Origin of the sequence: Kitasatospora sp. NPDC058478 (genome assembly GCF_042720345.1) — a bacterium.
GTDB lineage: Bacteria > Actinomycetota > Actinomycetes > Streptomycetales > Streptomycetaceae > Kitasatospora.
Map to the genome: position 1 here is coordinate 45831 of NZ_JBHXML010000035.1, position 25322 is coordinate 71152.

Sequence of the window (25322 nt, forward strand, 5' to 3'; positions counted from 1 at the left end):
GCACGAAGGGGCCGGGTCCTGTTTCACGTGAAACGTGAGACGGGACCCGGCCCCTTCGCGTGTACTGCGCGAAGCCCCGGTGCTCAGCCGCGCCGGTGGCGGCCGCCGCTCTGCACGGCGTCGGCCTCGGTGCTCTCCACGGCGCCGCCGGCCTTCCGCTTCTTGCGCTCGCGCAGGACCTCGATCAGGATCGGCGAGATCGAGAGCAGGACGATCAGCAGCACCGCCGGGATCAGGTACTTGTCGATCACCGGGGCGAGCGCGTCGCCGAAGAAGTAGCCGATCAGCAGCATGGACTCGGTCCAGAGCACGCCGCCGACGACGTTCCACAGGAAGAACGTCCGGGCGGGCATCTCCAGGGTGCCCGCGACCGGGTTGAGGAAGGTCCGGACGATCGGCATGAAGCGGGCCAGCACCACGGCCTTGCCGGGCCCGAACTTGTTGAAGTACTCCTCCGCCTTCATCACGTACTCGCGGCGGAAGATCTTCGACTCGGGCTTGTCGAACATCTTCGGCCCGACCTTGACCCCGATCAGGTGCCCGAGCTGGGCCCCCGCGACCGCGGCCACCGGGGCGCCGACGAGCAGGACGGCGATCGGCAGCTTGGCGCCGTCGCCGAGCACCGACGAGGCGGCGTTCGACGCCGCGACGCCGGCGATGATCAGCAGTGAGTCACCCGGGAAGAAGAAGCCGACCAGCAGGCCGGTCTCCGCGAAGATGATCGCGATCAGCCCGATGGCGCCGACGGACGAGATCAGTGATTTGGCGTCGAGAAGGTTGACGGCCAGCTGGTTGTAGTCCACGGCCGCAGGATAGCTGGCCGTTCTGTCCGGAGGCTTCGCCCGGCAGGTGTATCCGGTGTCCGCCGAACGTCGTAGGAGCGGGCCGTCCGCGTCGTCGCCGGCGACGGTCCGACTGGCGGGCTCCTGCTGACCTGCGGGCACGAGTCTGGGAGGATGGCACGGGCGTCCGGTCCGCAGCGGCACACCACCCTCATTGCCGTACCGCGGAGGTCGCTCGAACCTTGGTGCCGGAGAGCCACACCGCAGCGCCGCGCGTCGGCGGCCGGCACGGAGTCGTACCGAAGGCGTACACAGCGTCGGACAGCACCGTCCGTACGCCGCAACCCGACAGGAGCGGATCGCATGCCCATCGCAACTCCCGAGGTCTACAACGAGATGCTGGACCGGGCCAAGGCGGGCAAGTTCGCCTACCCGGCCATCAACGTCACCTCGTCGCAGACGCTGCACGCCGCACTGCGTGGTTTCGCCGAGGCCGAGAGCGACGGCATCATCCAGATCTCGACCGGTGGCGCGGAGTTCCTGGGCGGCCAGCACAACAAGGACATGGTGACCGGCGCCGTGGCGCTGGCCGAGTTCGCGCACATCGTCGCCGCCAAGTACGACATCACCGTCGCGCTGCACACCGACCACTGCCCGAAGGACAAGCTGGACGGCTACGTCCGCCCGCTGCTGGCGGTCTCCGCCGAGCGCGTGGCCAAGGGCCAGAACCCGCTGTTCCAGTCGCACATGTGGGACGGCTCGGCCGAGACCCTCGCCGACAACCTGGCGATCGCCCAGGAGCTGCTGGCCCAGGCCGCCGCCGCCAAGATCATCCTTGAGGTCGAGATCACCCCGACCGGCGGCGAGGAGGACGGCGTCACGCACGAGATCAACGACGAGCTGTACACCACCGTCAACGACGCCGTGCGCACCGCCGAGGCGCTGGGCCTGGGCGAGAAGGGCCGCTACCTGCTGGCCGCCTCGTTCGGCAACGTGCACGGCGTCTACAAGCCGGGCAACGTCGTGCTGAAGCCGGAGCTGCTGCGCGAGCTGCAGGACGCGATCGGCAAGCAGTACGGCAAGACCGACCCGTTCGACTTCGTCTTCCACGGCGGTTCGGGCTCGACCGCGGCGGAGATCGCCACCGCGCTGGAGAACGGCGTCGTGAAGATGAACCTGGACACCGACACCCAGTACGCCTTCACCCGCCCGGTCGTGGACCACATGTTCCGCAACTACGACGGCGTGCTGAAGGTCGACGGCGAGGTCGGCAAGAAGAACACCTACGACCCGCGCACCTGGGGCAAGCTCGCCGAGGCGGGCATGGCCGCCCGCGTGCTGGAGGCCGCGCAGCAGCTGCGATCGGCCGGCAACCGCCTGAAGTGAGCCCGGCGGCCGGGCTGAGCCCGGCCACCGTGTGAACGCGGATGCGCCCCCCGGTGGACTTCACCGGGGGGCGCACCTGTGTTGTGGGTCTGCTGCCTCAGCAGCCGTGCGGGTCTACTGCTTCAGCTCCGCGTACGCCTCCGCGCTGCTGTCCTTCAGGAACTGCCAGCAGCGGGCCTCCTCCTCGGTGTCCTTGATCGCGCCGGCCGCCCGTGCGAGCCCCGCCAGGCAGCGCAGGAAGCCGCGGTTGCCGCGGTGCTCCCACGGCACGGGGCCGTGGCCCTTCCAGCCGTTGCGACGCAGTGCGTCCAGGCCGCGGTGGTAGCCGGTGCGGGCGTAGGCGTAGGACTCGACGTAGCGGCCGGCCGCGTAGGCGTCGTCGGCGAGCATCGCCCAGGCGAGGCAGAAGGTCGGGAAGTCGGCGGCCACCTGGGTGGGTGAGGCCGATTCCTCCGCCAGCATGCGGTAGGGCTGCTCGTCCTCCGGGAGAAGGGTCGGGTCGGGGCCGTCGAGAAGATTCCGGTGAATCGCCATGCAGGCAGTCTGCCACCCGAGACGCCAGGGTCAACCGCCGTCCCGGGATCGGCGGCGGCCGCCGGGCGCCTGCATACCCGGTATGTGGACATTCACCCGTTCGCCATGTCAGGGTGTCGATCATGCCCGCAGCCAGATCCGCCGCCAGGAGCAGCAGTGCCCGCGGCCGCCGACGCCGCCGGCCGCCGCGCCGGCTCGGGCCCGGCATGCTCGCGGCGCTGGTCACGGCGGTGGCGGTGCTGGGCGGTACGGCGGTCGTGCTGACCCGCTCCTCGGACGCGCCCGACGGCGGGCCGACCGCCCAGGCGCGGATCGCCCCGCCGACCGAACAGGCCCCCTCGCCCGCCGGCCCGACACCGACCCCGACGCCGACCGACACCCCGAGCGAGCCCCCCGCCCCGCCCTCGCCGCCCGCCCCCACCACGCCCGACCCCGGCCCGGCCAAGGGCGCGGGCACCTTCAGCATCGCCGCCGCCACCGCCCAGCCGGTCGGACGCGGCACCGTGCGCCGCTACCGGGTGGAGGTCGAGGACGGCATAGGCATCGACGCCGCCTCCGCCGCCGCCCAGATCCACGGTTTCCTCGGCGACAAGCGCGGCTGGACCAACGACCGCAAGAACGGCTTCCAGCTGGTCGCCGGCGGCGGGTACGACTTCACCGTGAAGATCGCCTCGCCGGCCACCGTGGACCGGATCTGCGGCGCCTCCGGCCTGGACACCCACGGCGAGGTGAACTGCAACGTCGGCAACCAGGTGCTCGTCAACTCCAAGCGCTGGAACACCGGTTCACCGCAGTTCAGCGGCCCGCTCGACGAGTACCGGGCGCTGATCATCAACCACGAGGTCGGCCACCGGATAGGCCACGGGCACGAGACCTGCCCCGGCCCGGGCAAGCCGGCGCCCGCGATGATGCAGCAGATCTACGGGCTCAAGGGCTGCGAGCCGAACGCCTGGCCGTACGCGGAGAACGGCACCTACCTCAGCGGGCCGTCGGTGCCGTAGGACGCCCCCTGAAGCGCGGCTACCCGAGCACCGGCAGGTACTCCCGCAGGTCGCTGCGCTCGCCGGAGGCGGAGACCGCCGCCGCGTCCACCGCGGCCGCCCAGTCGGCCCGGCCGGTGGCCAGCCGGATCCAGGTCAGCGGGTCGGTCTCGACCACGTTCGGCGGGGTGCCCCGGGTGTGCCGGGGGCCCTCGACGGCCTGCACGACGGCGTACGGCGGGATCCGCAGCTCGACCGCGCCGCCCGGCGTGCGGTCGGCGAAGGCGTCGGCCAGCAGCCGGGTGACGGCGGCGACGGCCTGGCGGTCGTGCGGGAAGCCGTCGAGGCCGAGCGCGGCGGCCAGGTCGTCGGCGTGCACGACGGTCTCCACCAGCCTGGTCACCAGCATGTCGGCGAGGGTCATCGAGCCGAGCCGGATCTCGAACCGCCGTACCGGGTCGGCGGCTTCGGGCCGGTCCAGCAGGCCGGTCAGCGCGTCCGCCGCCCGGGTGAAGGCCTGCGCCACCGAAGCCGCGTCCCCGCCGAAGTCGCCGGCGGCCCTCGCCCGGGCCTGCTCGTCGAGCAGCGGCGCGACCGTGCCGACCGCGGCCACCCACCCCGGCAGGTCCAACGGCGCCCGCCCCTCCAGCGGATCGTCGAGGTGCTCGGGGACGAAGTCGAGCTGGACGGCGAGGTGCGCGATCAGCTCGCGGACCGTCCACTCCCCCAGCCCGGTCGGCCGGGCCAACCACTGCTCGGCGTCCGGGCGTTCACAGAGCTGCCGGACGGCGTCGCGCAGCGCGCCGGTCTGCGCCGCGAGCGCGGTGCGCACCTTCTGCGGCTGGTAGGTACGGGGCTTGGGGGGCATGGCCCCCAACATACGCCGAGGGGCGGACAGCCCCGCCTGCACCGGGGTGCGGACAGCCCCGCACACGCCGAGGGGCGGACGGCCCCGTCGGACCCTCCGCCCCTCGAACCGTGCGGGTCAGGCGAGCAGAGCCTCGATGACGCCGGTGTGGGCGTCCTTCAGCTCGGCCAGCGAGACGGTGAACTGGCCCTGGACGTCCAGGGATTCGCCGTCCACGACACCGATGCGGGTGGCCGGCAGGCCGCGCGCGGTGCACATGTCGTTGAACCGGAGCTCCTCGCTGCGCGGCACCGCCACGACGGCGCGGCCGGCCGACTCGGAGAACAGGAACACGAACGGGTCCGCGCCCTCGGGCACGATGATCCGCGCGCCGTGGCCGCCCTTGAGGCAGCTCTCCACGAGCGCCTGGCCGAGGCCGCCGTCGGAGAGGTCGTGCGCGGCGTCGATCATGCCGTCGCGCGAGGCGGCGATCAGGATGTCGCCGAGCAGCCGCTCGCGCTCCAGGTCGACCTTGGGCGGCAGACCGCCGAGGTGGTCGTGGACCACCTGCGACCAGGCCGAGCCGCCGAGCTCGTCCGCGGTGTCGCCGAGCAGGTAGAGCAGCTGCCCCTCCTCGGCGAAGGCGGCCGGGGTGCGCCGGGTGACGTCGTCGATGACGCCGAGCACCGCGACCACCGGGGTCGGGTGGATGGCGACCTCGCCGGTCTGGTTGTACAGCGAGACGTTGCCGCCGGTGACCGGGGTGCCGAGCACCAGGCAGGCGTCGGCCAGGCCGCGGGTGGCCTCGGCGAACTGCCACATCACGTCCGGGTCCTCGGGGGAGCCGAAGTTGAGGCAGTCGGAGATCGCGAGCGGCTTGGCGCCGCCGGCCGCGACGTTGCGGTAGGCCTCGGCGAGGGCCAGCTGGGCGCCGGTGTACGGGTCCAGCTTGGTGTAGCGGCCGTTGCCGTCGGTGGCGACCGAGACGCCGAGGTTGGTCTCCTCGTCGATCCGGATCATGCCCGAGTCCTCGCCGACCGAGAGCACGGTGTTGCCGAGCACGTAGCGGTCGTACTGGTCGGTGATCCAGGACTTGGAGGCCTGGTTCGGGGAGCCGGCGACCTTCAGCAGGTCGGCCTTGAGGCCCTCGCCGGTGGTCGGGCGGGCCAGCCGCTCGCCGGTGGGGGCGTCGGCCTGCAGCGCGTCCTGCCAGCTCGGGCGGGCGTACGGGCGCTGGTAGGTCGGGCCCTCGTGGGCGACGGTGCGCGGCGGCACGTCGACGACGAGTTCGCCGTGCCAGAAGATCTCCAGGCGCTCGCCGTCGGTCACCTCACCGATGACGGTGGCGATGACGTCCCACTTCTCGCAGATCTCCAGGAAGCGGTCGACCTTGCCGGGCTCGACGATGGCGCACATGCGCTCCTGCGACTCGCTCATGAGGATCTCCTCGGGCGAGAGCGTGTTGTCGCGCAGCGGCACGGTGTCCAGCTCGACCCGCATGCCGCCGGAGCCAGCGCTCGCCAGCTCCGAGGTCGCGCAGGACAGGCCGGCGCCGCCCAGGTCCTGGATGCCCTTGACGAGCTTCTCCCGGAAGATCTCCAGGGTGCACTCGATCAGGAGCTTCTCCTGGAACGGGTCGCCGACCTGGACGGCCGGGCGCTTGGTCGGCTTGCTGTCGTCGAAGGTCTCGGAGGCGAGCACGGAGACGCCGCCGATGCCGTCGCCGCCGGTGCGGGCTCCGTACAGGATGACCTTGTTGCCGGCGCCGGAGGCCTGCGCGAGGTGGATGTCCTCGTGCTTCATGACGCCCACGCACAGCGCGTTGACCAGCGGGTTGCCCTGGTAGCAGGAGTCGAAGACGACCTCGCCGCCGATGTTCGGCAGGCCCAGGCAGTTGCCGTAGCCGCCGATGCCCGCGACGATCCCGGGCAGCACCCGCCGGGTGTCCGGGTGGTCGGCCGCACCGAACCGCAGCGGGTCCATCACGGCGACCGGGCGGGCGCCCATCGCGAGGATGTCGCGCACGATGCCGCCGATGCCGGTGGCCGCGCCCTGGTAGGGCTCGATGTACGACGGGTGGTTGTGCGACTCGACCTTGAAGGTCACGGCGTAGCCCTGGCCGACGTCGACCACACCGGCGTTCTCGCCGATGCCGACGAGCATCGCGTCCGAGTCGGGCTTCTTGTCGCCGAACTGCTTCAGGTGGACCTTGCTGCTCTTGTACGAACAGTGCTCCGACCACATGACCGAGTACATCGCGAGTTCGGCGCCGGTCGGGCGGCGGCCGAGAATCTCGCGGATGCGCGTGTACTCGTCCTCCTTGAGGCCGAGTTCGGCCCAGGGCTGGGCGACGTCCGGGGTCTGCTCGGCGTTCTTGACGGTGTCGAGGCTCATCAGGCGTTCACCAGCTGCTTCAGGACGGAAGTGAAGAAGCCCAGGCCCTCGACGGTCGGACCGGTGAGCGACTCCACGGCGTGCTCCGGGTGCGGCATCAGGCCGACGACATTGCCGGCGGCGTTGGTGATGCCGGCGATGTCGCGGTACGAACCGTTCGGGTTACCGCATCCGTCAGCGGCATCGCCGCGGGCCACGTAACGGGCCACCACCCGGCCCTCCGCCTCCAGTTGGTCCAGGACGCGCTCCTCGGCGACGAACCGGCCCTCGCCGTTCTTCAGCGGAACGACGATTTCCTGGCCCGCCGAGTAATCCCGGGTCCAGGCGGTACCGGTGTTCTCGATGCGCAGCTTCTGGTCGCGGCAGACGAAGTGCAGCGAGTCGTTGCGGGTGAGCGCGCCGGGCAGCAGGTGCGATTCGCAGAGCACCTGGAAGCCGTTGCAGATACCGAGGACCGGCATTCCCAGCTTCGCCTGCTCGATGACGGTGTCCATCACGGGCGAGAAGCGGGAGATCGCGCCGCAGCGCAGATAGTCGCCGTAACTGAATCCGCCCGGCAGGACGACGGCGTCGACCTGGTGGAGATCCTTGTCACGGTGCCAGAGCGCGACCGGCTCGGCGCCGGCCAGGCGGACCGCGCGCTGGGCGTCACGGTCGTCGAGGGAGCCGGGGAAAGTGACGACGCCAACGCGGGTGGTCACTTCGCCGCCTCCTCGACGCGGACGGTGAAGTCCTCGATCACGGTGTTGGCGAGAAAGGTCTCGGCGGCTTCGCGGATACGGGCGAGCGCGGCGTCGTCGACCGGGCCCTCCACTTCCAGCTCGAAACGCTTGCCCTGGCGGACGTCGGCGATCCCGGTGAATCCGAGACGGGGCAGTGCACGCTGCACCGCCTGGCCCTGGGGGTCGAGGATCTCCGGCTTGAGCATGACGTCGACTACGACGCGTGCCACTGGCACTCCCGGTGGTGTCTTCGGTGAGGCGGGGGAACTCCAGACTACCGGGGGTTTCGGGCGGGATTGCTGGCCGGGGCAGGCGACGCGCGTAGACCCGAGACCCTTACGCGGCAAGGGATCCACGCCCGTGAACCCCCGGCCGGGCCGCGCGGTTTCCACGGATTCGGCCCCCGGAACGAGAACACCCGAAGAACACCCGAATACGGCACTCCGGGACAGATCGACCCGTCCCGCACTCCGGTATCCGGCACTCCGGCGAAGACACGTGAATATCCGGAAAAGAATGCCGGACTCTTCGATTTCGACCCCCTTCGGGTGCAGAATAGGGCCACCTGTCGCGGCAAGTGCTGCGTATCCGGCGGGCCACCAGGCCTGCCCGTATGCGCTTGCGCGAGTGGTGCACATCAGGCCCCCGGACGCACCCCGCGGACCGGCGGCCGAATTGCCCGAGAGGATTGACACCCATGGCTCAGCGTGTAGTTGTCACGCTCTCCGACGACCTGGACGGCGGCGCCGCGGCGGAAACCGTCCACTTCGGCGTCGACGGGAAGTCGTACGAGATCGACCTGTCCGTGGACAACGCGGAAAAGCTGCGGGAGGCCCTCGCTCCGTTCGTCGCGGCCGGCCGCCGCCAGAGCCGCACCGGAAAGTCCTTCCGCCGCACCGCGCTCACCCCGGACCCGGCCGCGGTGCGCGCCTGGGCCCTGTCGCGCGGCATGGAGCTGCCGGCCCGCGGACGCATCCCCAAGCACGTGTACGAGCAGTTCGCCGAGGCGAACTGACCGCCCCGGGCACCCCGGTCGCCCCGCCCGCCTGGACCGAAAGGGTGGGGCGACCACCCCGAACGATGCTGTAGAGTAATCCTCGTCGCCGCAACGGAGAGATCCGAAGAGGCGGCGGGTGCCCCACCAGGCACCGTGCGGACGTGGCTCAGTTGGTAGAGCATCACCTTGCCAAGGTGAGGGTCGCGAGTTCGAATCTCGTCGTCCGCTCGCAGTGTGCGAGCACAGCACAACTCCATAGTTAGACCTGCGGACGTGGCTCAGTTGGTAGAGCATCACCTTGCCAAGGTGAGGGTCGCGAGTTCGAATCTCGTCGTCCGCTCCAGAACGAAAGGCCCCCTCGATCGAGGGGGCCTTTCGGCATTCCCGCTCCACGGCGATCCCGGCCCATGACATTTGTCATCGCCGACCCGTGGATCTCCACCGCCGGCTCATGACGGCGCGCACTGCCCGCCCGACCGGGGAGGCGGAAGGCTTGAGCCATGGAAACGAGCCAGCCCCTGCGCCCCGGCGACAGCGTGATCGAGGTCACCGACCTGCACCGCCACTACGGCACCGGCACCACCGGCTACCACGCCGTCCGCGGCATCGACCTGACCGTCGGCCGCGGTGAGCTGTTCGCCCTGCTCGGCACCAACGGGGCTGGCAAGACCTCCGCCATGGAGCTCATCGAGGGCCTGGCCGCCCCGTCCGGCGGCACCGTCCGGGTGCTCGGCCACGACCCCCACCGGGAGCGCGCCGCCGTCCGCCCGCGGATCGGCATCATGCTCCAGGAGGGCGGCTTCCCCGGCGACCTCACCATCGCCGAGACCGGCCGCAGCTGGGCCGGCATGACCAGCGGCGCCCGCCCGGTCGACGAGGCCCTGGAGCTGGTCGGCCTCGGCCACCGCCGCGACGTCCGCGTCAAGCAGCTGTCCGGCGGCGAGCGGCGCCGGCTCGACCTCGCGATGGCCCTGCTCGGCCGCCCCGAGGTGCTCTTCCTGGACGAGCCCAGCACCGGCCTCGACCCCGAGGCGCGCGCCGCCGTCTGGCGGCTGGTCCGCGAACTGCGCGCCCAGGGCACCACCGTGCTGCTCACCACGCACTACCTGGAGGAGGCCGAGGAGCTCGCCGACCGGCTGGCCATCATGCACGGCGGCCGGGTCGTCACCACCGGCACCGTAGCCGAGGTGATCGCCGGCCGGCCCTCCCGGATCAGCTTCGACCTCCCCGAGTTCACCGGGACCGCGCTGCCGGTCCTCGCCGGGGCCGAGATCGCCGTCGACGGCCGCAAGGTCACCGTGCAGACCGGCGGCCTCCAGCGCACCCTCTTCGAACTGCTCGGCTGGGCCCAGCAGCACGGGATCGCGCTCGGCTCCCTGGACGCCCGCAGCGCCTCGCTGGAGGAGGCCTTCCTCGCCATCGCCTCCGAGGCCGCCCACCAGGCCCCGCCCCAGTCGCCCGCCGCCCCCACCGCCCGCACCGCCCGCCGCCGCCTGATCGGATCCGCCCGATGACCACCGCCACCGCCGCCAAGACCGCCGCCGGCCCGCAGAGCACCACCGCCCGCCGGCTGCTCTCCCTCGGCCGCGCCGAGGCCACCCTGCTGCTGCGCAACCGGGCCGCCCTGTTCACCGCGCTGCTGCTGCCGCTGCTGCTGATCGCCGGCCGGCGCAACATGCTCAAGCAGCAGGCCGAGTCCCACCCCGGGCTGGACGTCGACACGCTGCTGATCACCGGCACCATCGGCGGCATCCTCGCCTTCGTCGTCTACTACAACCTGACCGCCGCGTACGTCGCCCGCCGCAACGAGCTGGTGCTCAAGCGGCTGCGCACCGGCGAGGCCCGGGACATCGAGATCCTGGCCGGCACGGCGGTGCCCTCGGTGAGCCTCGCCCTGATGATGTGCGCCGTGGTCGGCGTCGGCGCAGCCGCCCTCCTCAAGCTCAGCACGCCGGTGAACCCGCTGCTGCTGGCCGTCGGGCTGGTCCTGAGCATCGCCGTCTTCATCGCACTGGCCGCCATCTCCAGCGCCTTCACCAAGACCGTCGAGACCGCCGGCATCACCACCCTCCCGGTGCTGCTGGTCTCCCAGTTCGGCTCCGGCCTGCTCATCCCGCTGGAGATCATGCCCCCCGGGCTGGCCGACTTCTGCCGCCTGCTGCCCACCACCCCGGCCTTCCAGCTGATCCGGATCGGCTGGACCGGCAGCGACGGCTCGGCCGCCGCCACCGGCTTCGCCGGCACCTGGTCCACCGCCGCCCCGCACCTGGTGACCGGCGCCGTCTGGCTCGGCCTGGCGGTCTGGGGCGCGGTGCGCTACTTCCGCTGGGAGTCGCGCCGCTGACGCCCCGGCGGGCGCCCTCTCTGGAAGTGCGAAGGTCAGACCCCCGTTCCGCCTCTGATATGAAGGTAGCGACACGATCTTGATCGATACGGGGAGCGATTCGATGGCCGTCCAGGGGCCGGTTCGCAGATGGAAGGGCTTCGGCAAGCCCCAACGCGCCGAGCTGTACTTCCGCTGGTCGCTCTACATGGTGGCCTGGTGCATCGTTCCGGTGAACCTGGTGCTCAGCGCCTCCTCCGTCGCGAACCTCGACCGGTCGGTCGGCGCCGTCCGGGTCACCCTGGTCGTCTCGCTCGCGTCCACCCTGCTCTGCCTCCGGGCGTTCCGCACCTCGCTCGACCACTACCTGCACCGCCCCACCGAGCACCTGCGCTGGCTGATCGTCAACAGCGCGCTCTCGGTCGCCGGTTCCTGGGCCGTCCTGCTGCTGGGCCCGTCCGCCGCCGAATCCGGGCAGCCCGGAGGGACTCCGTTCACCGCGGCGATCGCCATCGCCATGCTGTGCGCCGCCATCGGTCCGATCAGCGTGGGCCTGCCCCTGCGCCAGGTCTTCCCCGCCGGACTCGGCCTGATCCTGCTGACCGCCCCGGCGATGCTGCTGACCGGGGTGAGCCCAGCCACCACGGCCGGACTGGCGGTCGGGGCGGCGATCAGCCTGACCGCCCTCGTCGGCACCTGCCGCAGCTTCGCCTGGGTGACCGCGATCATCTGGGAACTGGAGACCGCCCGCGAGGCCCAGTCCCGGCTGGCCGTCGCCGAGGAGCGGCTGCGGTTCTCCCGCGACCTGCACGACGTGATGGGCCGCAACCTCACCACCATCGCGCTCAAGAGCGAACTCGCCGTCCAGTTCGCCCGCCGCGGGCGCCCGGAGGCCGCCGACCAGATGGCCGAGGTGCAGCGGATCGCCCAGGAGTCGCAGCGCGAGGTCCGGGACGTCATCCGCGGCTACCGCACCGCCGACCTGCACGCCGAGGCGATCGGCGCCCGCGCGGTGCTCCGCAGCGCCGACGTCGCCTGCGAGATCGACCTCGGCGAGAACGCCGACCAACTGCCGCCGCCGATCCAGTCGGTGCTCGGCTGGGTGATCCGCGAGGCCACCACCAACGTGCTGCGGCACAGCGAGGCCGCCCACTGCCTGATCCGGCTGGACCTCCAGGACGGCCGCGCCGTCCTGGAGCTGGAGAATGACGGGGTGCCCGCCGTCCCGCTCCCCTCGCAGGGCGGCGGCACCGGACTGCGCGGCCTGCGCGAGCGGCTGGCCGCCCACGACGGCGAACTGACCATCCCCGAGACCGCCCAGGGCACCTTCCGGATGCTCGCCGCCGTACCGCTCTGACCCGCACCCACCGACGGAGGACCGCCCGATGACCGACCCCGCACCCGTGCGCGTCCTGCTCGCCGACGACGAGCACCTGATCCGGGGCGCGCTGGCCGCGCTGCTCTCCCTGGAGGAGGACATCACCGTGGTCGCCGAGGCCGGCTCCGGGCCGGAGGCGCTGGCGATGGCGCAGGCCCACCGCCCGGACGTCGCGGTGCTGGACCTCCAGATGCCCGGCAAGGACGGCATCGAGGTGGCCACCGAACTGCGCCGGCTGCTGCCGGACTGCCGCTGCATGATCGTCACCGGCCACGGCCGCCCCGGCTACCTCAAGCGGGCGCTGGAGGTCGGGGTGCGCGGCTTCCTGCCGAAGACCGTCTCGGCGGCCGACCTGGCCGGCATCATCCGGACCGTCCGGGCCGGCGGCCGGTACGTGGACCCGGAGCTGGCCGCGGACGCGATCAGCGCGGGCGAGACCCCGCTCACCCCGCGCGAGACGGACGTCCTGGAGCTGGCCGCCGACGGCACCTCGATCACCGAGATCGCCGAACGGGCGGCGCTGTCCCCCGGCACCGTCCGCAACTACCTGTCCTCGGCGGCCGGGAAGCTGGGCGCCGAGAACCGGCACGCGGCGGTGCGGATCGCCCGCGAGCACGGCTGGATCTAGGTCCGGGCACCGGCTCGCGGGCGGCCGGGCGTCAGGCCCAGGCGGTGCCGGTCAGCCGCTCGTACACCTCGATGTACTTGGCGCGGGTCTGCTCGACCAGCTCGGCCGGCAGCTCCGGCGGCGGCTGCTCGCTGTAGCGGTCCCAGCCGGAGGCCGGGGAGACCAGCCAGTCGCGGATCAGCTGCTTGTCGAAGGACGGCTGCGAGCGGCCGGGCTGCCACTCGTCGGCCGGCCAGTACCGGGAGGAGTCCGGGGTGAGCACCTCGTCGCCGATCAGCAGCTCGCCGTCCAGCAGGCCGAACTCGAACTTGGTGTCGGCCAGGATGATGCCGCGGTCGCGGGCGATGTCCCGGGCCCGGCCGTAGACGTCCAGGGTGGTGCGGCGCAGCTGGGCGGCCAGGTCGGCGCCGATCCGGCGGGCGGTCTCCTCGTAGGAGACGTTCTCGTCGTGCTCGCCGACCTCGGCCTTGAGCGCCGGGGTGTAGATCGGGGCGGGCAGCTCGGAGCTGTTCTCCAGGCCCTCCGGCAGGGCGATGCCGCAGACCGTGCGGTTCTCCTGGTACTCGGCCAGGCCGGAGCCCGCCAGGTAGCCGCGGGCGACCGCCTCGACCGGGACCATGTCCAGGCTGCGGCAGATCAGCGTGCGGCCCTTCCAGTCGGCGGGGGCGCCGGACGGGACCTCGGTGGAGATCACGTGGTTGGGGACGATGTCGGCGATCCGCTCGAACCACCACAGGGACAGCTGGGTGAGGACGCGACCCTTGTCGGGGATCTCGTTCGGCAGCACCCAGTCGTGGGCGGACATCCGGTCGCTGGCGACCATGACCAGCTCGCCCGACTCGGTCCGGTAGAGGTCGCGCACCTTGCCGGTGTGCAGGTGGACCAGGCCGGGCACCTGGACCGGCTCGGGCTTGGTGACAAATCCGCTCAAGGTGTCTCAGTCCTCAGGGGTCGTTCGCGGGCGTGGGGCGCGCGAAAGGGGAGGTCACTGCCCCCTCAGTCTTTCACGAACCCCCGAGGCCCCGTTTCTGGCCGAGGGCGGCCCCGCTCCGGCCGAGGGCGGCACCGTTCTTGCCGGGGGCGGGCTCGTTCTTGCCGAGGCGGTCGAGCAGGTTCGCGGTGGCCCGCTGGATCCGCTCGTCGGTGAGGCCGGGGCGGCCCAGCGCGGGCGACCAGGCGAAGGTGCCGGCCGCGAACACGTACGCGCCGCTGGGCGCCCGGTACAGCGAGGTCTCCTGGTAGCGGGTGCGGCCGCCGAGGTCCTGGTACGGCGAGTGCGCGAGCAGCACCCGCTCGGTGTGCTCGGGCAGCGCCACCTTGGGGTAGTAGCGGTCGGCCTCGCCGGCGACCAGACCGGGCAGTTCGTCGCCCTCCTGCAAGCCGGTGCCGTCCCAGAGCCAGTGCGCGGTGTGCCGGGCGATCAGCGGGACGGGCGCGGCGACCCGGCCCGAGTACTGCAGGCCGAGCACCTGCTGCTCGGGCTCGCCGGCGTCCCGCCACAGCGCGCTGGCCGAACCGGGCACCCCGACGGCCGGGTTGCCCGGCTGGACCTTCTGCCGCTTGCGGCAGTTGAGCAGCCGGTTGGGTTCGCCGGAGGCGGCGGCGGTCAGCTCGACCCGCCAGTACATGGTGTTGGCGGACAGGAACACCAGCGAGGTGCCGTCGTCCCTGGCCTGCTCGACGGCCCGGCGCATCGGCTCGGACCAGTACTCGTCGTGGCCCGGGAAGATCAGCGCCCGGTGCCGCCCCGGGTCGACCAGGCCCGCGTGCAGGTCGGTGGCGGTGGCGTAGGAGAGGTCGTAGCCGTAGCGCTCGGCCCAGCGGATGAAGTCGTACGCGTGGCCGACGTGCAGCGGCAGCCCGGCGGTGGCGTGCGGGCGGTCGAAGGAGACCGTGACGGCTGCCTCCGGCTCGCCGACCAGGCCGCCCCGGCCGTCCCAGGCGTGGTAGAGGCTGGCGCCGCTGCGGCCGTCCTCGGGGAACAGGTTGTAGGCCTGCCAGGTCACGTCCGGGACCACCAGGAGCAGCTCGGCGGCGTGCTCCCGGTCCTCGAAGTCCCGTACGGTGAACGGGATGTGGCTGCGGTGCAGCATGTCCGCGGTGGTCAGCACGGCGACGTACGCGCCGGGCTTCCAGTGCACCGGGATCTGCAACCGCCAGGAGTGCCACCAGTGGTGGCAGGAGACCGTCCGCTCGACCACCAGCGGGGCGGGCTGGGCCAGCCCGGCGATCAGCGGGCTGGACGTCATGTGGCGGGCGCCGTCGCCGCCGTAATGGCCGATCCGCCAGACGTCCACGGTGAACTCGCGGGGCGGGTTGACGGTGACCCGGAAGTCCACCGAACCGCCGGGGCGGATCACCCCGGCCGAGGCGAAGCCCTTGATCTGCTGGTCCACGTCGTTGGCGCTCTGCGGGGTGCCGACCGGCGGCTTGGGCCGGGCGCCGACCGCCAGCGGCCGCTGGCCGGGCGCGTCCACCGAGACGTACCAGGGGACGGCGACCTCGGCGCCGGCCAGGTACTGGTCCGGGCTGCGCAGCCAGGGCAGCGGGCCCTGGCCGAAGGGGTCGGAGACGCTGTAAGCGTGCGTTCCGGACTCCCAGCGACGGTTGAGTTCCGTGCCCACGCGCCCCTCCCAGGTGCACTTCCGCCCGGTTGGCACGTGCCCCCCGGATGTGCGTGCGGTCTAATACACCACAGAGTGCTGGCGCTCCGTCACCCTGTGGTCGCAATTGGTGCCGGGAATCTCACGCCCTCCCCCGGCCGGGCCTCCGGCCTGCGAAGACGGCCGCCCGCCGGTCGGTTTGGGGGCGCGCGCCGGAGCGCCGAGCGCCGCCTGTCCGGCTCACAACCGGACGGGTTTCTCCAGACGGACGTCGGCGGCGTCCAGCCAGGCCCGCAGCGGGCCGTCCTGGCCCTGCTCGACGGCCTGGGCGACCGGCCCGGCCAGGTCGGTACGGCGGATCCCGCCCAGCAGCAGCACCGGACCGTCCAGCCAGTCCAGGCCGGGCGCGCCGCCCGCGGTGTCCACGGCGGCGCAGCAGACCATCGCGGTGACGTGGTCGACCAGCAGGTCACGGCCGCTGCGGGCGGTTTCGAGCAGCGGGGCCGGGGCGGTCGTGCGGGCCAGCTGGGCGGCCAGCGCGGCGGCCAGCTGCTCCCCCTCGCCCTCGGCGAGCCGGACCAGCAGCCGGGTGAGCGTCGGGGAGCCGGGGCGGGCCTGCGGGGCGAGCCGGTCCAGGGCGGTCTGGAGGGCGGCAGCACGGGCCCGCCAGCCGGCGTCCACCACGTCGGCCGGGTAGTCGGTCCACTCCAGCTCGTGCCAGGCGCCGGCGGCCGGGCTGCCGAAGAACAGCTCGGCGGCGAGCCGGGAGACCGCCCGGTCGACGGTGCCGGGCTCCTCCAGCAGGTCGCAGGCGGGGCGGTCGCCGAGCCGGGTGCCGTAGCCGTCGGCCAGGCGGTCGCGCCGGGACAGCTCGGTGAGGGCGGAGACGACGCCGGCGTTGAGGTGGGCGGGGTGGCGGCCGAGCCGCCAGGCGGGCAGCGCGACCCGGGTGAGCAGCCGGTCCCAGCCCGCGTAGGCCAGGCCGACCTGCTCCTGGGCGGCGATCCGCAGGCCGTAGTCGACCGTCCTGGCCTGCTCGGAGGCCCAGCTCGCGACGGAGCGCTCCAGCTCGGCGGCGTGGCCGCGGCAGGCGCCGAGCAGCCGACGGGTGATCCCGCGGGTGATCCGCTCGGCGAGCGCGGCCGGACCGCGGTGCTCCGGCCGGGGCGGGCCCGCCAGGGTGCCGCCGCCGAGGCCGGGGGCGGCGCTCCGGCCGGAGTCCAGGCTGGCGTCCAGGCTGCGCAGGAAGCGGCGGGCGGCGGCGATCTCCGGGTCGGCGGAGGCCGCGGTGCCGGCCACCACGGGAGCGAGCAGGGCGCGCAGTTCGCCGGCCCGCATCCACCACAGGAAGGGCGAGCCGATCACCAGGACCGGGCCAGTCGGCTCGGGGTGCGGCCGCAGCGGGCGGGCCCGCCGCGCCTGCGGCACGTCCTCCAGCCAGCTGTCGCAGTCCGGGGTGAGGGCTACCGCGGAGGGCGCGGGCACGTCCAGCCGGTCGGCGAGTTCGTCGATCAGCCGGTACAGCTCGGGCGCCTCGACGCGTTTCAACGGGACGGCCGGGGTCCGGGGCGGGACGGCCCGGTGGTAGGCGCGGGCGGTCAGCCCGGCCACCAGGAGGGTCAGCGCGGCCACTGCGCAGACCGCCCAGCGGGCGGCGTCCCACCCGGCGGCGTCGGAGGAGCCGGGTGCGCCGATCCGCCCGGTGAACCGGCCCGCGAGCAGGACCACCGCGACGGCGGCGGGCATGACGGCGGCGGCCAGGGCGAGACCTCGGACCCGCAGGACCGCCTGGGCGTGAGCGCGCGCGGTGTCGACTGCGGCCATACGGTGCGGCACCCCCTTCGGAGCCCTCGGGCGCCCGGCGACGGGCCCTGAGCCGACTCGAAACGATCAGTTCCGACCGGGAAGCGGAGGCGTCCGATCCCCGGTAGTGCATGCTGTGTGGCGCTTCTGCCATGTTCGACGCACCGGCCCGGGTGGGTGTTCCGGATCGCCCCGGTTTCCACTCGTCCCGGTGACACCGCCCGGATTCCGGACGGTCACGACCGGTCCGGTGCGAAGCACCCGGGCACCCGCCCGGCCGGACGCCGTCCAGCATCCCCCCGTGGGAACACCGCTACCCGGCGGCGACCCCGGCGCACGGCCACGTCGCACTGCGATCCAGCGCACCATAAGGCCGGGCGCCCGGCTACGTCAGCCGGATGCGGGTGCTGTCACCCGATGGGCTGGAATCCGACCGCCGAACGGTGCGCCGGCCCCCGGAGTCACTCCCGCCCCGGAAACGCCGCAGGGCGCTGCGTCCATGGGGGGAAATCCCACGGTGCGCGGCGCCCTGCGGGCGGAGGCGGGGCAGGGCCTACTCGGTGGCTGCCTTCAGGGCGATGTCGGTGCGGTGCTGGCCGCCCTTGAGGGTGATCCGGTCCACGGCGGCGTACGCGCGGTCGCGCGCCTCCACCAGGTCGGCGCCGGTCGCGGTGACCGACAGGACGCGGCCGCCGGCGCTCAGCACCCGGCCGTCCTCGTCGGCCCTGGTACCGGCGTGCAGGACGAACGCGGTGCCGTCGGCCTCGGCCTCGGCCAGGCCCTCGATCGGGTCACCGGTGCGCGGCGCGGCCGGGTAGCCCTCGGAGGCGACGACCACGGTGACGGCCGCGCCCTCGTCCCAGCGCAGCGGCTCCAGCTGGTCCAGGGTGCCGGTGGCGGCGGCCAGCAGCACGGCGGCCAGCGGGGTGCGCAGCCGGGCCAGCACGACCTGGGTCTCCGGGTCGCCGAAGCGGGCGTTGAACTCGATCACCCGGGTGCCGCGCGAGGTGAGCGCGAGGCCCGCGTACAGCAGGCCGGAGAACTCGGTGCCCCGGCGGCGCAGCTCGTCGACGGTCGGCTGCAGGACGCTCTGCTGGACCTCCTCGACCAGCCCGGCGGGCGCCCACGGCAGCGGCGAGTAGGCACCCATGCCGCCGGTGTTGGGGCCCTCGTCTCCGTCCAGCGCGCGCTTGAAGTCCTGCGCGGGCTGGAGCGGGACGACGGTGGTGCCGTCGGTGATCGCGAACAGCGACACCTCGGGGCCGTCCAGGTACTCCTCGATGACCACGCGCTCGCAGGAGGCGGCGTGCTCCAGCGCGGCCGCGCGGTCGGAGGTGACCACCACGCCCTTGCCGGCGGCCAGGCCGTCGTCCTTGACCACGTACGGCGCCCCGAAGGCGTCCAGCGCCTCGGCGGCCTCGGCAGGGGTGGTGCAGACGTAGGAGCGGGCGGTGGGCACGCCGGCCCCGGCCATCACGTCCTTCGCGAAGGCCTTGGAGCCTTCCAGTTGGGCGGCTTCGGCGGACGGGCCGAACACCGGGATGCCGACCGCGCGCACGGCGTCGGAGACGCCCGCGACCAGCGGGGCCTCCGGGCCGACGACGACCAGGGCGGCGCCGAGCCGCACGGCCAGGTCGGCGACCTGCGCGCCGTTCAACTGGTCGACCGGGTGGACCGTCGCCACCTGCGCGATCCCGGCGTTGCCCGGGGCACAGTGCAGCTCGGAGACAGCGGGATCTTGGGACAGAGAGCGGCACAGGGCGTGTTCGCGGGCGCCGCCGCCGATGACGAGGACCTTCACGCTTGGCAAGGGTAGTCGGTGGCCAGTTCCGGCCGCTCTCCGGTCCCGTCCGATCCTCCAGTCGGGGAGGTCCGTACGCCGAGGATGTCGGAGAAACCTCCAACTCGGACCGGCTCGGTGCGCACCGGGTGCCCGAGTCAGGACGGCGGGTCACCGGACCCTCCCTCGGACGGGTGAAATCTCGCCGCCCCCCGCATCCCTTCCACCTCGGGCTCCGGTGGCCGAATCCGGTAACGATCACCGGGGAAGCGACCCCATGGTCAGCCATTTGGCGGTAAGAAGTGCTGTTGGACAAACAACGGCAGACGCCGCGTCAGCCGATGGACCGCCAGACCGCCAGACCCAGCAGTCCGCCCGCCACAGGGAGCCCCACAGGTGAGCCAGCCGGAAATGCAGCCCGAGGAGAGTGCCTGGGGCAAGGAGATCGGCGAGGAGGACCCGCCCGCCGCGACCATCGCCCGCCAGGCGTCCACCCGCCGACGGACCGATCTGAGCACTCGACAGTTCCCCCTCGGGGACTGGGGCGAGCCGGCCGAGCGCCTGGAGGAGCTGTACCGCTGGTCCGAGGAGCGGGCGGTCGAGGCGATCGAGTGGTACCGCAAGGACCGGATCTGGAAGCGCCGCTGGGCGCGCCTGCTGCGGTTCGGCACGGCCGGCTTCGCGGTGGGCGGGGTGACCGCGCCGCTGGTCGACCTGACCGGCGCGGTCTCGCACGGCACCAGCTGGGGCTACGTCGGCCTGGCCCTCGCCGCCGCCTGCTACGGCACCGACCGGGTGTTCGGCCTCACCTCCGGCTGGATGCGTGACGTCAGCACCGCGCAGGCGCTGCAACGCCGGCTGGAGGCCTTCCAGTTCGACTGGGCGTCGGAGTGCGTGCGCGAGGTGCTCGGCCCGACCGAGGGCACCGCGGGCGAAGCCGCCGAGCGCTGCCTCGGCGTGCTGCGCCGGTTCTGCGAGGACGTCTCGGACATGGTCCGCACCGAGACCTCGGAGTGGATGCTGGAGTTCCGCGCGTCCATGACCCAGCTGCCCACCCAGGCCCCGGGCACCTGGGGCGGGCGCAGCGAGAGCGGGGTGGGCGCCCAGGTGCGGGTGCTGCCGCCGCCGGGCACCCGGCCCACCATGCCGCGCCAGCGGCCGCCGGAGGGGCCGCTGCGGTAGCGGGCGGGCTGATGCGGCGGGCGGCGCCTCGGGCGGAAGGCGGCCGGGTGCCTCAGGCGAAGACCACCATCGAGCCCTGGGCGAGGCTGCGGGTCGCCGCCGCGTACAGGCCCGCCCAGGCGTGCCGCTCGCGGGCGAAGGGGTGCAGGTCGTCCAGCGGCGGCCCGAACGGCTGCTCCAGGCCGGTCGGGCCGAGCGGCCGGGTCGGGCCCGGCGGGTTGAGCGGGTCGAGGCCCAGCGCCGGTGCGACGGCCTGCAGTTCGCGCAGCAGCCCGTGGCTGGAGCCGAGCGGACCGCCGGAGGCGAGCAGTGCGTCGTCCACCAGCGGCGCCGGGAACTCTATCGGCACGTAGGCGCCCGCGTGGTCGAAGTGCCAGACCAGGTGCGACTGTTCGGCGCTGCTCTCGAACATCTCCAGCAGCTGCTCGTAGTCGCCGCCAAGCGAGTCCACCGGCGTGATGTCCAGCCCGGTGAGGCCCAGCAGGTAGGCGCGGCGCAGGAAGTGCAGCGAGTCGTAGTCGAAGGCGGCTATCGGCTCGACCGCCCCGCTCAGCCCCGGCACGTACTGGTAGACCGGCACCTCGGGCAGCCCGCGGGAGGCCAACACCGAGTTGTAGAGGGCGAGATCGTCCCTGAAGGGATTGTCGGGGCTGTGGCTCAGCACGTCCACGAGCGGGACGAGCCAGAGGTCGCAGGCCATGGCCGGCAGTTCCTCTCCGGGCGGCGGGGTCGCCCGCAGGACGGGACGACGACGGGGGCGGGGTCGGTACCCGGACGGCCGTTGTGCGGGACGCCCGGTTCGACGACCGCCCACCCTACCGGCCCGGGGCGGGGCGCGGGTCGGGCCGTCCCTGCGGTGCGTCCGGGGGCGGTTCGGGCAGCCGTCGGCCGAACCGGCCGTACGGCACCGAGCGCGGCTGCGGCACCAGGCCGAGGCCCAGCCCGAGTTCGCGGCCGAGCTCCCGGCCGAGCTCCCGGCCGACCTCCTCGCCCGGCCGGCGTCGGCCCCTCCCGACCTGGTCGAACGCCTGGCCGGGAACCGGTTCGGCCGCCACCGACGGGACTTCGGCGGACGGGGCCGGCGGCACGGGCTCGCCGCCCAGGAACCCGCCGCCGGGCCCGCCGCCATCGGGCTCGCCGTCCAGGGGTTCGCTATTCAGGAGTTCGCTATTCAGGAGTTCGCTGTCCAGAGGCTCGCCGTCCAGCGGCTCGTCGTCCAGGGGTTCGGTGAGCAGCCCCAGCACCGTCACCGACTCCAGCGGCCGCCCGGCCAGCCCGGCCAGCAGCCGGGCGGTGTACAGGTTGTACTCGCAGATGATCCGGTGCGCGCCGACCAGGTCCCGCGCGCCGATGGCGTCGACCAGGTCGAGGTGGCGGTCCCAGCAGATCTCGGCCAGGACGGGCAGCTCCCGCAGGTAGGGCGCGGCGAACATCCACGACTGCACCCGCAGCCAGTCCAGGTAGTCGCCGATCCGGCGGTTGCCGATCAGCGCGGCGACCTCCTGCCAGAACCGGCGGTCGCAGCCCACCATCACGTCCAGGTTCCCGGCCCGGGCGGCCCGGACCGCCGCGTCGGCGCGGCGGCGCAGCGAGGGCAGCCTGGCGAGGTCCGGCAGCGCCCGGCGGGCGGAGAACTGGCGGTAGTAGCTGTCGGTGACCAGCACCCGGGACTCGAAGATCTCCAGGAAGTCGTCCCAGCCCAGCTCGGGCACGGTGAACCCGCGGTGGTGCTCGGCCCGCAGCAGGCCCTGCGCACCGAGGTCGACCAGCGCCTCGCGGGCCGGGGTCGCCGAGACTCCGTACAGCTCGGCGATCTCCTTGACGGTGAAGTTGCGGCCGGCCGCCAGCCGGCCGGCCATCATCTCCTCGCGCAGCGCACCGGCGATCTGCTCGCGCAGGCTGTTGCGCTGGATGACGGGACGGGTGTCGCCTGCGCCGTTGCCGGGCATGCGCGCAACCTCCTGGGGCGGGCTGATCAGGCCGCCCCTCGGCGGACCGGCCAACGAGCGGCGGGGAACACGACGAGTGCTCATCTTCTCAAACCCGCCCCGAGAAGGTACAAACCAACCCCCCGGAGGCCTCCGACACCCCCGGACTCCCCCCGCCCGGGCCGTGCCCGGGCCGTGCCCGGGCGGGGCCGGGCCCGGGTCAGCGCTGGACCGGCGCCGGGATCCCCAGCAGGCGGTCCCGCAGCACCGGGAACTCCTCGCGAGCCTTGCCCACCTCGGCCGGATCGAACTCGACGGTCAGCACCTGCTCCTCCGTACCGGCCTCGGCCAGCACCCGGCCCCACGGGTCCACCACGATGCTGTGCCCGGCCTGCTCGACCCCGGCGTGCGTCCCGGCGGTGTTGCAGGCCAGCACGAACGCCTGCTCCTCCACCGCGCGCGCCCGCGCCAGCAGCGTCCAGTGCTCGCGCCGCCGGGCCGGCCAGGCCGCCGGAACCACCAGCAGCTGCGCGCCGGCGTCCAACAGCGCCCGGAACAGCTCCGGGAAGCGCAGGTCGTAGCAGGTGGCCAGGCCCAGGGTGGCGAAGTCGGTGGCCGCGGTGACGATCTCCTGCCCGGCGCCCATCACCACCGCCTCGCCGCTGTCGAAACCGAAGCGGTGGATCTTGCGGTAGGTGTGCACCAGCTCGCCGTCCGGGGCGAACAGCAGCGAGGTGTTGTAGATCGGCCCGTCCGGATCGCGCTCGACGATCGAACCGGCGTGCAGCCAGACCCCGGCCGCCCGCGCGGCCGCCGCCATCGCGTCCGACGTGGGCCCGTCCAGCGTCTCGGCGCCGTCCGACCACAGGTCGTAGGCGAAGCCGCCGAGCGGCCACAGCTCCGGCAGGACCACCAGGTCCGCACCCTGCTGCGCCCGGACCAGCGCGACGGCCCGGGCCCGCCGTTCGGCGGGCGGCTCGGCGTCGGAGACCCCGAGTTGGATCAATGAAGCGCGCACAGTACCACCGTCCACGGCAAGAGACCTACGATCGTCACCCGAAAGCGCTGCCCAGCTGTCTCCCGGCAGCGTAACGTGCGGTTAGCTTGTGCGCCCGGAAGCCGGACCATCCCGGCCGACCGGGGAGGCCGGGCGCAGAGGGCAAGGAAGCTGACGGAGGGCCGGAGATTCCCGTGACGGACAACCAGACCGTGCAGGCTTACACGGAAGCGTGGGCCCAGAGCATCGAGTCCATATCGGAGCTGGTCGCCCCCCTCCCCGAGGGCTCCTGGAACCGGGCCACCGAATGCCCCGGCTGGTCGGTCCGGGACGTCGTCTCGCACATCATCGCGGTCGAGTCCGAACTCCTCGGCGACCCCCGCCCGATCCACTCCCTGCCACGTGACCTTCGCCACGTCACCACCGACTTCGCCCGCTACATCGAACTGCCGGTCGACAAGCGCCGCTGCCACACCGCGCTGGAGATGACCAGCGAGCTGGAGTACACGATCATCCGCCGCTCCCGGGCACTGCGGAACGCCAAGCAGATGCCCCTGGAGCCGGTGCGCTGGCCGGGCGGCCCGAACAGCCGCGACGTGCCGTACCACGAGCTGCTGCGCCTGCGGGCCTTCGACGTCTGGGTGCACGAGCAGGACCTGCGCCGCGCCCTGGGCACCCCCGGCAACCTCGACTCCCCGGCCGCCCTGATCGCCCGGGACGTCCTGCTGGGACTGCTGCCCAAGGCCGTCGCCCACCAGGCCGGCGCCCCGGCCGGAACGGCCATGGTCCTGGACGTCACCGGCCGCGTGGAGTTCCTGCGCACCATCCGGGTCGACTCGACCGGCCGCGGCACCGTCGACGAGTCGATCAGCCTGGCCCCCGACGTCCAGCTCACCATGGACTGGGAGACCTACCTCCGGCTCGCCTGCGGCCGCGGCCGCCCCGGCCCGGTCACCATCGACGGCGACAAGGAACTCGCCGACCGCGTCCTGTCCGCCTTCGCGGTCACCATCTGACCCCAACCGCCCCACAGCGCACGCCACCCGGCGTACACGCACGAGTGCGCGCCGGGTCGGCACCACTCGTGCATCCATCCGTCAATCCAGCACCAACACCTCACCCGTTCGACCTCGTTGTTCCGGGCACTCCCACCACCACCCGGAAGAAGGAGGGGCGTCCCCATGGACGACGAACAGCAGCAGATGACTCTGGTTCGATCGAGCTTCCCGGTCACGGGACAACCGATCAGAGTCGTGATGATCGACGGACAACCGTGGTTCGTCACGGCGGACGTGTGCCGAATCCTGGGCCGAGGAAACCCGGCCTTCGCCGTCAAAGGGCTGGAAACCCACCAGCACCGCACCGTCGACTTGCGTTCGGTAACCATCAGCCGAGCTGATGGTTTGGCCATTTCCCCAGCTCAGAAAGCCTATCAACGAGGAAATCCATTGCTCGGCGTGGTGAGTGAGGCAGGGCTGTACACCCTTCTCATGAGGTCGGACAAGAAGTCCGCCCGGCCGTTCCGCGCGTGGGTCACTGAGGAACTTCTCCCCTCCGTCCGCCGCGGGGACACCGACATCCCCACCCAGCAGCGGCGGATGGCGGGGACCCTGACCGAGGCGATCGGACAACAGGTACGGATCGTCGCCGAGATCGACCACGAGAACTGGCCCGGCCTGACCGTCCGCTCGGACGGGACGGTCCACTGCCAGCACGGCGAGATGGTCCTCCACCTGCCAAGCCGGGAAGACGACAGCGGGCCGCCGTTCGGCGCCTACTTCGCCTGCCCGAGCGAGGAACGAGTCGGAATCCGGGCCAGCCGGATCGTCCCCGGCTGCCCCAAACTGAAGCTGGTGGACCTGATCCGCATGCGGCGCGAAGCCGCCGAGCAGCCGGCGCGACCGGGGGCGCATCCGGCTCGTACACCGATGATGCCGCCGGAGGGCACGGTGCTCTGTGTGATCGACCGGGTCCAGCTCTACGGACGGCCGCCGGAGGTCACCGAGGTGCTCCGGGGTATCGGGCTGTAATCGCGGGAGACCCTTGTTCTGAACAAGG

At 72.8% G+C, this 25322-nt stretch carries 23 protein-coding genes and 2 tRNA genes; 12 read left to right on the plus strand and 13 right to left on the minus strand.

Going from position 1 to position 25322, the window contains the following annotated elements; all coding sequences use genetic code 11:
- Positions 1–83: 83 nt before the first annotated feature.
- Positions 84–803 (minus strand): DedA family protein, encoded by a 720-nt coding sequence (locus ACFWPT_RS20595; protein WP_079135742.1) that lies wholly within the window; start codon positions 801–803, stop codon positions 84–86.
- 342 nt (positions 804–1145) lie between these two features.
- Between ACFWPT_RS20595 and fbaA the strand changes: the two genes are divergently transcribed.
- Positions 1146–2168, plus strand: a complete 1023-nt coding sequence (gene fbaA / locus ACFWPT_RS20600; protein ID WP_063348525.1) for a class II fructose-bisphosphate aldolase — start codon at positions 1146–1148, stop codon at positions 2166–2168.
- A 114-nt stretch (positions 2169–2282) separates the two neighbouring features.
- Here the strand turns inward: fbaA and ACFWPT_RS20605 are convergent, their stop codons facing one another.
- On the minus strand, positions 2283–2702 hold the full coding sequence (locus ACFWPT_RS20605; protein WP_063348524.1) for a DUF3151 domain-containing protein: 420 nt from the start codon (positions 2700–2702) through the stop codon (positions 2283–2285).
- 122 nt (positions 2703–2824) lie between these two features.
- On the opposite strand from ACFWPT_RS20605, the gene ACFWPT_RS20610 reads away from it, so the two are divergent.
- Positions 2825–3703, plus strand: coding sequence for a DUF3152 domain-containing protein (locus ACFWPT_RS20610; RefSeq protein ID WP_380483243.1), 879 nt, complete (start codon positions 2825–2827; stop codon positions 3701–3703).
- Positions 3704–3722: 19 nt separating this feature from the next.
- On the opposite strand, the gene ACFWPT_RS20615 is transcribed toward ACFWPT_RS20610, so the two are convergent.
- The 4 genes from ACFWPT_RS20615 to purS form a co-directional block, all read right to left on the minus strand.
- Positions 3723–4550, minus strand: coding sequence for a sterol carrier family protein (locus tag ACFWPT_RS20615; RefSeq protein WP_380483245.1), 828 nt, complete (start codon positions 4548–4550; stop codon positions 3723–3725).
- 117 nt (positions 4551–4667) lie between these two features.
- Positions 4668–6923, minus strand: coding sequence for a phosphoribosylformylglycinamidine synthase subunit PurL (gene purL, locus ACFWPT_RS20620; protein WP_063348521.1), 2256 nt, complete (start codon positions 6921–6923; stop codon positions 4668–4670).
- The gene (purQ, locus tag ACFWPT_RS20625) at positions 6923–7624 is read right to left on the minus strand and encodes a phosphoribosylformylglycinamidine synthase subunit PurQ (RefSeq protein WP_380483248.1); all 702 of its coding nucleotides are present in this window, start codon (positions 7622–7624) and stop codon (positions 6923–6925) included. The genes purL and purQ overlap by 1 nt, the downstream gene beginning before the upstream one ends.
- Entirely contained in the window at positions 7621–7875 is a 255-nt protein-coding gene (purS, locus tag ACFWPT_RS20630; RefSeq protein ID WP_045692676.1) for a phosphoribosylformylglycinamidine synthase subunit PurS, read from the minus strand. The genes purQ and purS overlap by 4 nt, the downstream gene beginning before the upstream one ends.
- Positions 7876–8342: 467 nt before the next feature.
- On the opposite strand from purS, the gene ACFWPT_RS20635 reads away from it, so the two are divergent.
- The 7 genes from ACFWPT_RS20635 to ACFWPT_RS20665 all read left to right on the plus strand — a co-directional run bounded on the left by ACFWPT_RS20635 (position 8343) and on the right by ACFWPT_RS20665 (position 12971).
- A complete protein-coding gene (locus ACFWPT_RS20635; RefSeq protein WP_063348519.1) occupies positions 8343–8660 on the plus strand; it encodes an Lsr2 family protein in 318 nt (105 codons plus the stop codon).
- A gap of 137 nt (positions 8661–8797) precedes the next feature.
- Positions 8798–8870, plus strand: a tRNA-Gly gene (locus ACFWPT_RS20640).
- Positions 8871–8909: 39 nt separating this feature from the next.
- Positions 8910–8985: transfer RNA gene (locus ACFWPT_RS20645), tRNA-Gly, on the plus strand.
- Between the two features lie 157 nt (positions 8986–9142).
- The gene (locus ACFWPT_RS20650) at positions 9143–10156 is read left to right on the plus strand and encodes an ABC transporter ATP-binding protein (protein ID WP_380339112.1); all 1014 of its coding nucleotides are present in this window, start codon (positions 9143–9145) and stop codon (positions 10154–10156) included.
- Entirely contained in the window at positions 10153–10986 is an 834-nt protein-coding gene (locus tag ACFWPT_RS20655) for an ABC transporter permease (RefSeq protein ID WP_063348517.1), read from the plus strand. The genes ACFWPT_RS20650 and ACFWPT_RS20655 overlap by 4 nt, the downstream gene beginning before the upstream one ends.
- 103 nt (positions 10987–11089) lie before the next feature.
- Complete coding sequence (locus tag ACFWPT_RS20660) at positions 11090–12322, plus strand: sensor histidine kinase (RefSeq protein ID WP_380369807.1); 1233 nt, start codon at positions 11090–11092, stop codon at positions 12320–12322.
- A 28-nt stretch (positions 12323–12350) separates the two neighbouring features.
- Complete coding sequence (locus ACFWPT_RS20665; RefSeq protein ID WP_350876631.1) at positions 12351–12971, plus strand: response regulator transcription factor; 621 nt, start codon at positions 12351–12353, stop codon at positions 12969–12971.
- 31 nt (positions 12972–13002) lie between these two features.
- On the opposite strand, the gene ACFWPT_RS20670 is transcribed toward ACFWPT_RS20665, so the two are convergent.
- The 4 genes from ACFWPT_RS20670 to purD all read right to left on the minus strand — a co-directional run bounded on the left by ACFWPT_RS20670 (position 13003) and on the right by purD (position 19178).
- Positions 13003–13902: a phosphoribosylaminoimidazolesuccinocarboxamide synthase gene (locus ACFWPT_RS20670; protein ID WP_063348514.1), complete on the minus strand. Its 900-nt coding sequence runs from the start codon at positions 13900–13902 to the stop codon at positions 13003–13005.
- Positions 13903–13975: 73 nt separating this feature from the next.
- Positions 13976–15595: a N,N-dimethylformamidase beta subunit family domain-containing protein gene (locus ACFWPT_RS20675; RefSeq protein WP_380483251.1), complete on the minus strand. Its 1620-nt coding sequence runs from the start codon at positions 15593–15595 to the stop codon at positions 13976–13978.
- A 219-nt stretch (positions 15596–15814) separates the two neighbouring features.
- Positions 15815–17398 carry a hypothetical protein gene (locus tag ACFWPT_RS20680; RefSeq protein ID WP_380483253.1) on the minus strand — a complete coding sequence of 528 codons (1584 nt, stop codon included), beginning with the start codon at positions 17396–17398 and terminating at the stop codon, positions 15815–15817.
- Positions 17399–17930: 532 nt separating this feature from the next.
- Positions 17931–19178 carry a phosphoribosylamine--glycine ligase gene (gene purD / locus ACFWPT_RS20685; RefSeq protein WP_063348512.1) on the minus strand — a complete coding sequence of 416 codons (1248 nt, stop codon included), beginning with the start codon at positions 19176–19178 and terminating at the stop codon, positions 17931–17933.
- A 375-nt stretch (positions 19179–19553) separates the two neighbouring features.
- Between purD and ACFWPT_RS20690 the strand changes: the two genes are divergently transcribed.
- Positions 19554–20339, plus strand: coding sequence for an SLATT domain-containing protein (locus tag ACFWPT_RS20690; RefSeq protein ID WP_363619432.1), 786 nt, complete (start codon positions 19554–19556; stop codon positions 20337–20339).
- A gap of 52 nt (positions 20340–20391) precedes the next feature.
- Here ACFWPT_RS20690 and ACFWPT_RS20695 read toward each other — a convergent pair whose 3' ends face one another.
- The 3 genes from ACFWPT_RS20695 to ACFWPT_RS20705 form a co-directional block, all read right to left on the minus strand.
- Positions 20392–21039: a hypothetical protein gene (locus tag ACFWPT_RS20695; RefSeq protein WP_063348510.1), complete on the minus strand. Its 648-nt coding sequence runs from the start codon at positions 21037–21039 to the stop codon at positions 20392–20394.
- Positions 21040–21154: 115 nt separating this feature from the next.
- The gene (locus ACFWPT_RS20700; protein WP_380483255.1) at positions 21155–22288 is read right to left on the minus strand and encodes a GntR family transcriptional regulator; all 1134 of its coding nucleotides are present in this window, start codon (positions 22286–22288) and stop codon (positions 21155–21157) included.
- A gap of 199 nt (positions 22289–22487) precedes the next feature.
- Positions 22488–23285 (minus strand): carbon-nitrogen family hydrolase, encoded by a 798-nt coding sequence (locus ACFWPT_RS20705; RefSeq protein ID WP_380483257.1) that lies wholly within the window; start codon positions 23283–23285, stop codon positions 22488–22490.
- A gap of 173 nt (positions 23286–23458) precedes the next feature.
- On the opposite strand from ACFWPT_RS20705, the gene ACFWPT_RS20710 reads away from it, so the two are divergent.
- On the plus strand, positions 23459–24280 hold the full coding sequence (locus ACFWPT_RS20710) for a maleylpyruvate isomerase family mycothiol-dependent enzyme (protein ID WP_380339134.1): 822 nt from the start codon (positions 23459–23461) through the stop codon (positions 24278–24280).
- A gap of 165 nt (positions 24281–24445) precedes the next feature.
- Positions 24446–25294 (plus strand): Bro-N domain-containing protein, encoded by an 849-nt coding sequence (locus ACFWPT_RS20715; RefSeq protein WP_380483259.1) that lies wholly within the window; start codon positions 24446–24448, stop codon positions 25292–25294.
- Positions 25295–25322: the final 28 nt, after the last annotated feature.

What these genes read in the sequence shown, in the direction of transcription:
- ACFWPT_RS20615 (WP_380483245.1), bottom strand. Translation starts at nt 4,550, where the DNA reads ATGCCCCCCAAGCCCCGTACCTACCAGCCGCAGAAGGTGCGCACCGCG.
- purL (WP_063348521.1), bottom strand. Translation starts at nt 6,923, where the DNA reads ATGAGCCTCGACACCGTCAAGAACGCCGAGCAGACCCCGGACGTCGCC.
- ACFWPT_RS20700 (WP_380483255.1), bottom strand. Translation starts at nt 22,288, where the DNA reads ATGCCCGGCAACGGCGCAGGCGACACCCGTCCCGTCATCCAGCGCAAC.
- ACFWPT_RS20695 (WP_063348510.1), bottom strand. Translation starts at nt 21,039, where the DNA reads ATGGCCTGCGACCTCTGGCTCGTCCCGCTCGTGGACGTGCTGAGCCAC.
- ACFWPT_RS20605 (WP_063348524.1), bottom strand. Translation starts at nt 2,702, where the DNA reads ATGGCGATTCACCGGAATCTTCTCGACGGCCCCGACCCGACCCTTCTC.
- ACFWPT_RS20635 (WP_063348519.1), top strand. Translation starts at nt 8,343, where the DNA reads ATGGCTCAGCGTGTAGTTGTCACGCTCTCCGACGACCTGGACGGCGGC.
- ACFWPT_RS20715 (WP_380483259.1), top strand. Translation starts at nt 24,446, where the DNA reads ATGGACGACGAACAGCAGCAGATGACTCTGGTTCGATCGAGCTTCCCG.
- ACFWPT_RS20665 (WP_350876631.1), top strand. Translation starts at nt 12,351, where the DNA reads ATGACCGACCCCGCACCCGTGCGCGTCCTGCTCGCCGACGACGAGCAC.
- ACFWPT_RS20610 (WP_380483243.1), top strand. Translation starts at nt 2,825, where the DNA reads ATGCCCGCAGCCAGATCCGCCGCCAGGAGCAGCAGTGCCCGCGGCCGC.
- ACFWPT_RS20660 (WP_380369807.1), top strand. Translation starts at nt 11,090, where the DNA reads ATGGCCGTCCAGGGGCCGGTTCGCAGATGGAAGGGCTTCGGCAAGCCC.
- ACFWPT_RS20655 (WP_063348517.1), top strand. Translation starts at nt 10,153, where the DNA reads ATGACCACCGCCACCGCCGCCAAGACCGCCGCCGGCCCGCAGAGCACC.
- ACFWPT_RS20650 (WP_380339112.1), top strand. Translation starts at nt 9,143, where the DNA reads ATGGAAACGAGCCAGCCCCTGCGCCCCGGCGACAGCGTGATCGAGGTC.
- ACFWPT_RS20680 (WP_380483253.1), bottom strand. Translation starts at nt 17,398, where the DNA reads ATGGCCGCAGTCGACACCGCGCGCGCTCACGCCCAGGCGGTCCTGCGG.
- fbaA (WP_063348525.1), top strand. Translation starts at nt 1,146, where the DNA reads ATGCCCATCGCAACTCCCGAGGTCTACAACGAGATGCTGGACCGGGCC.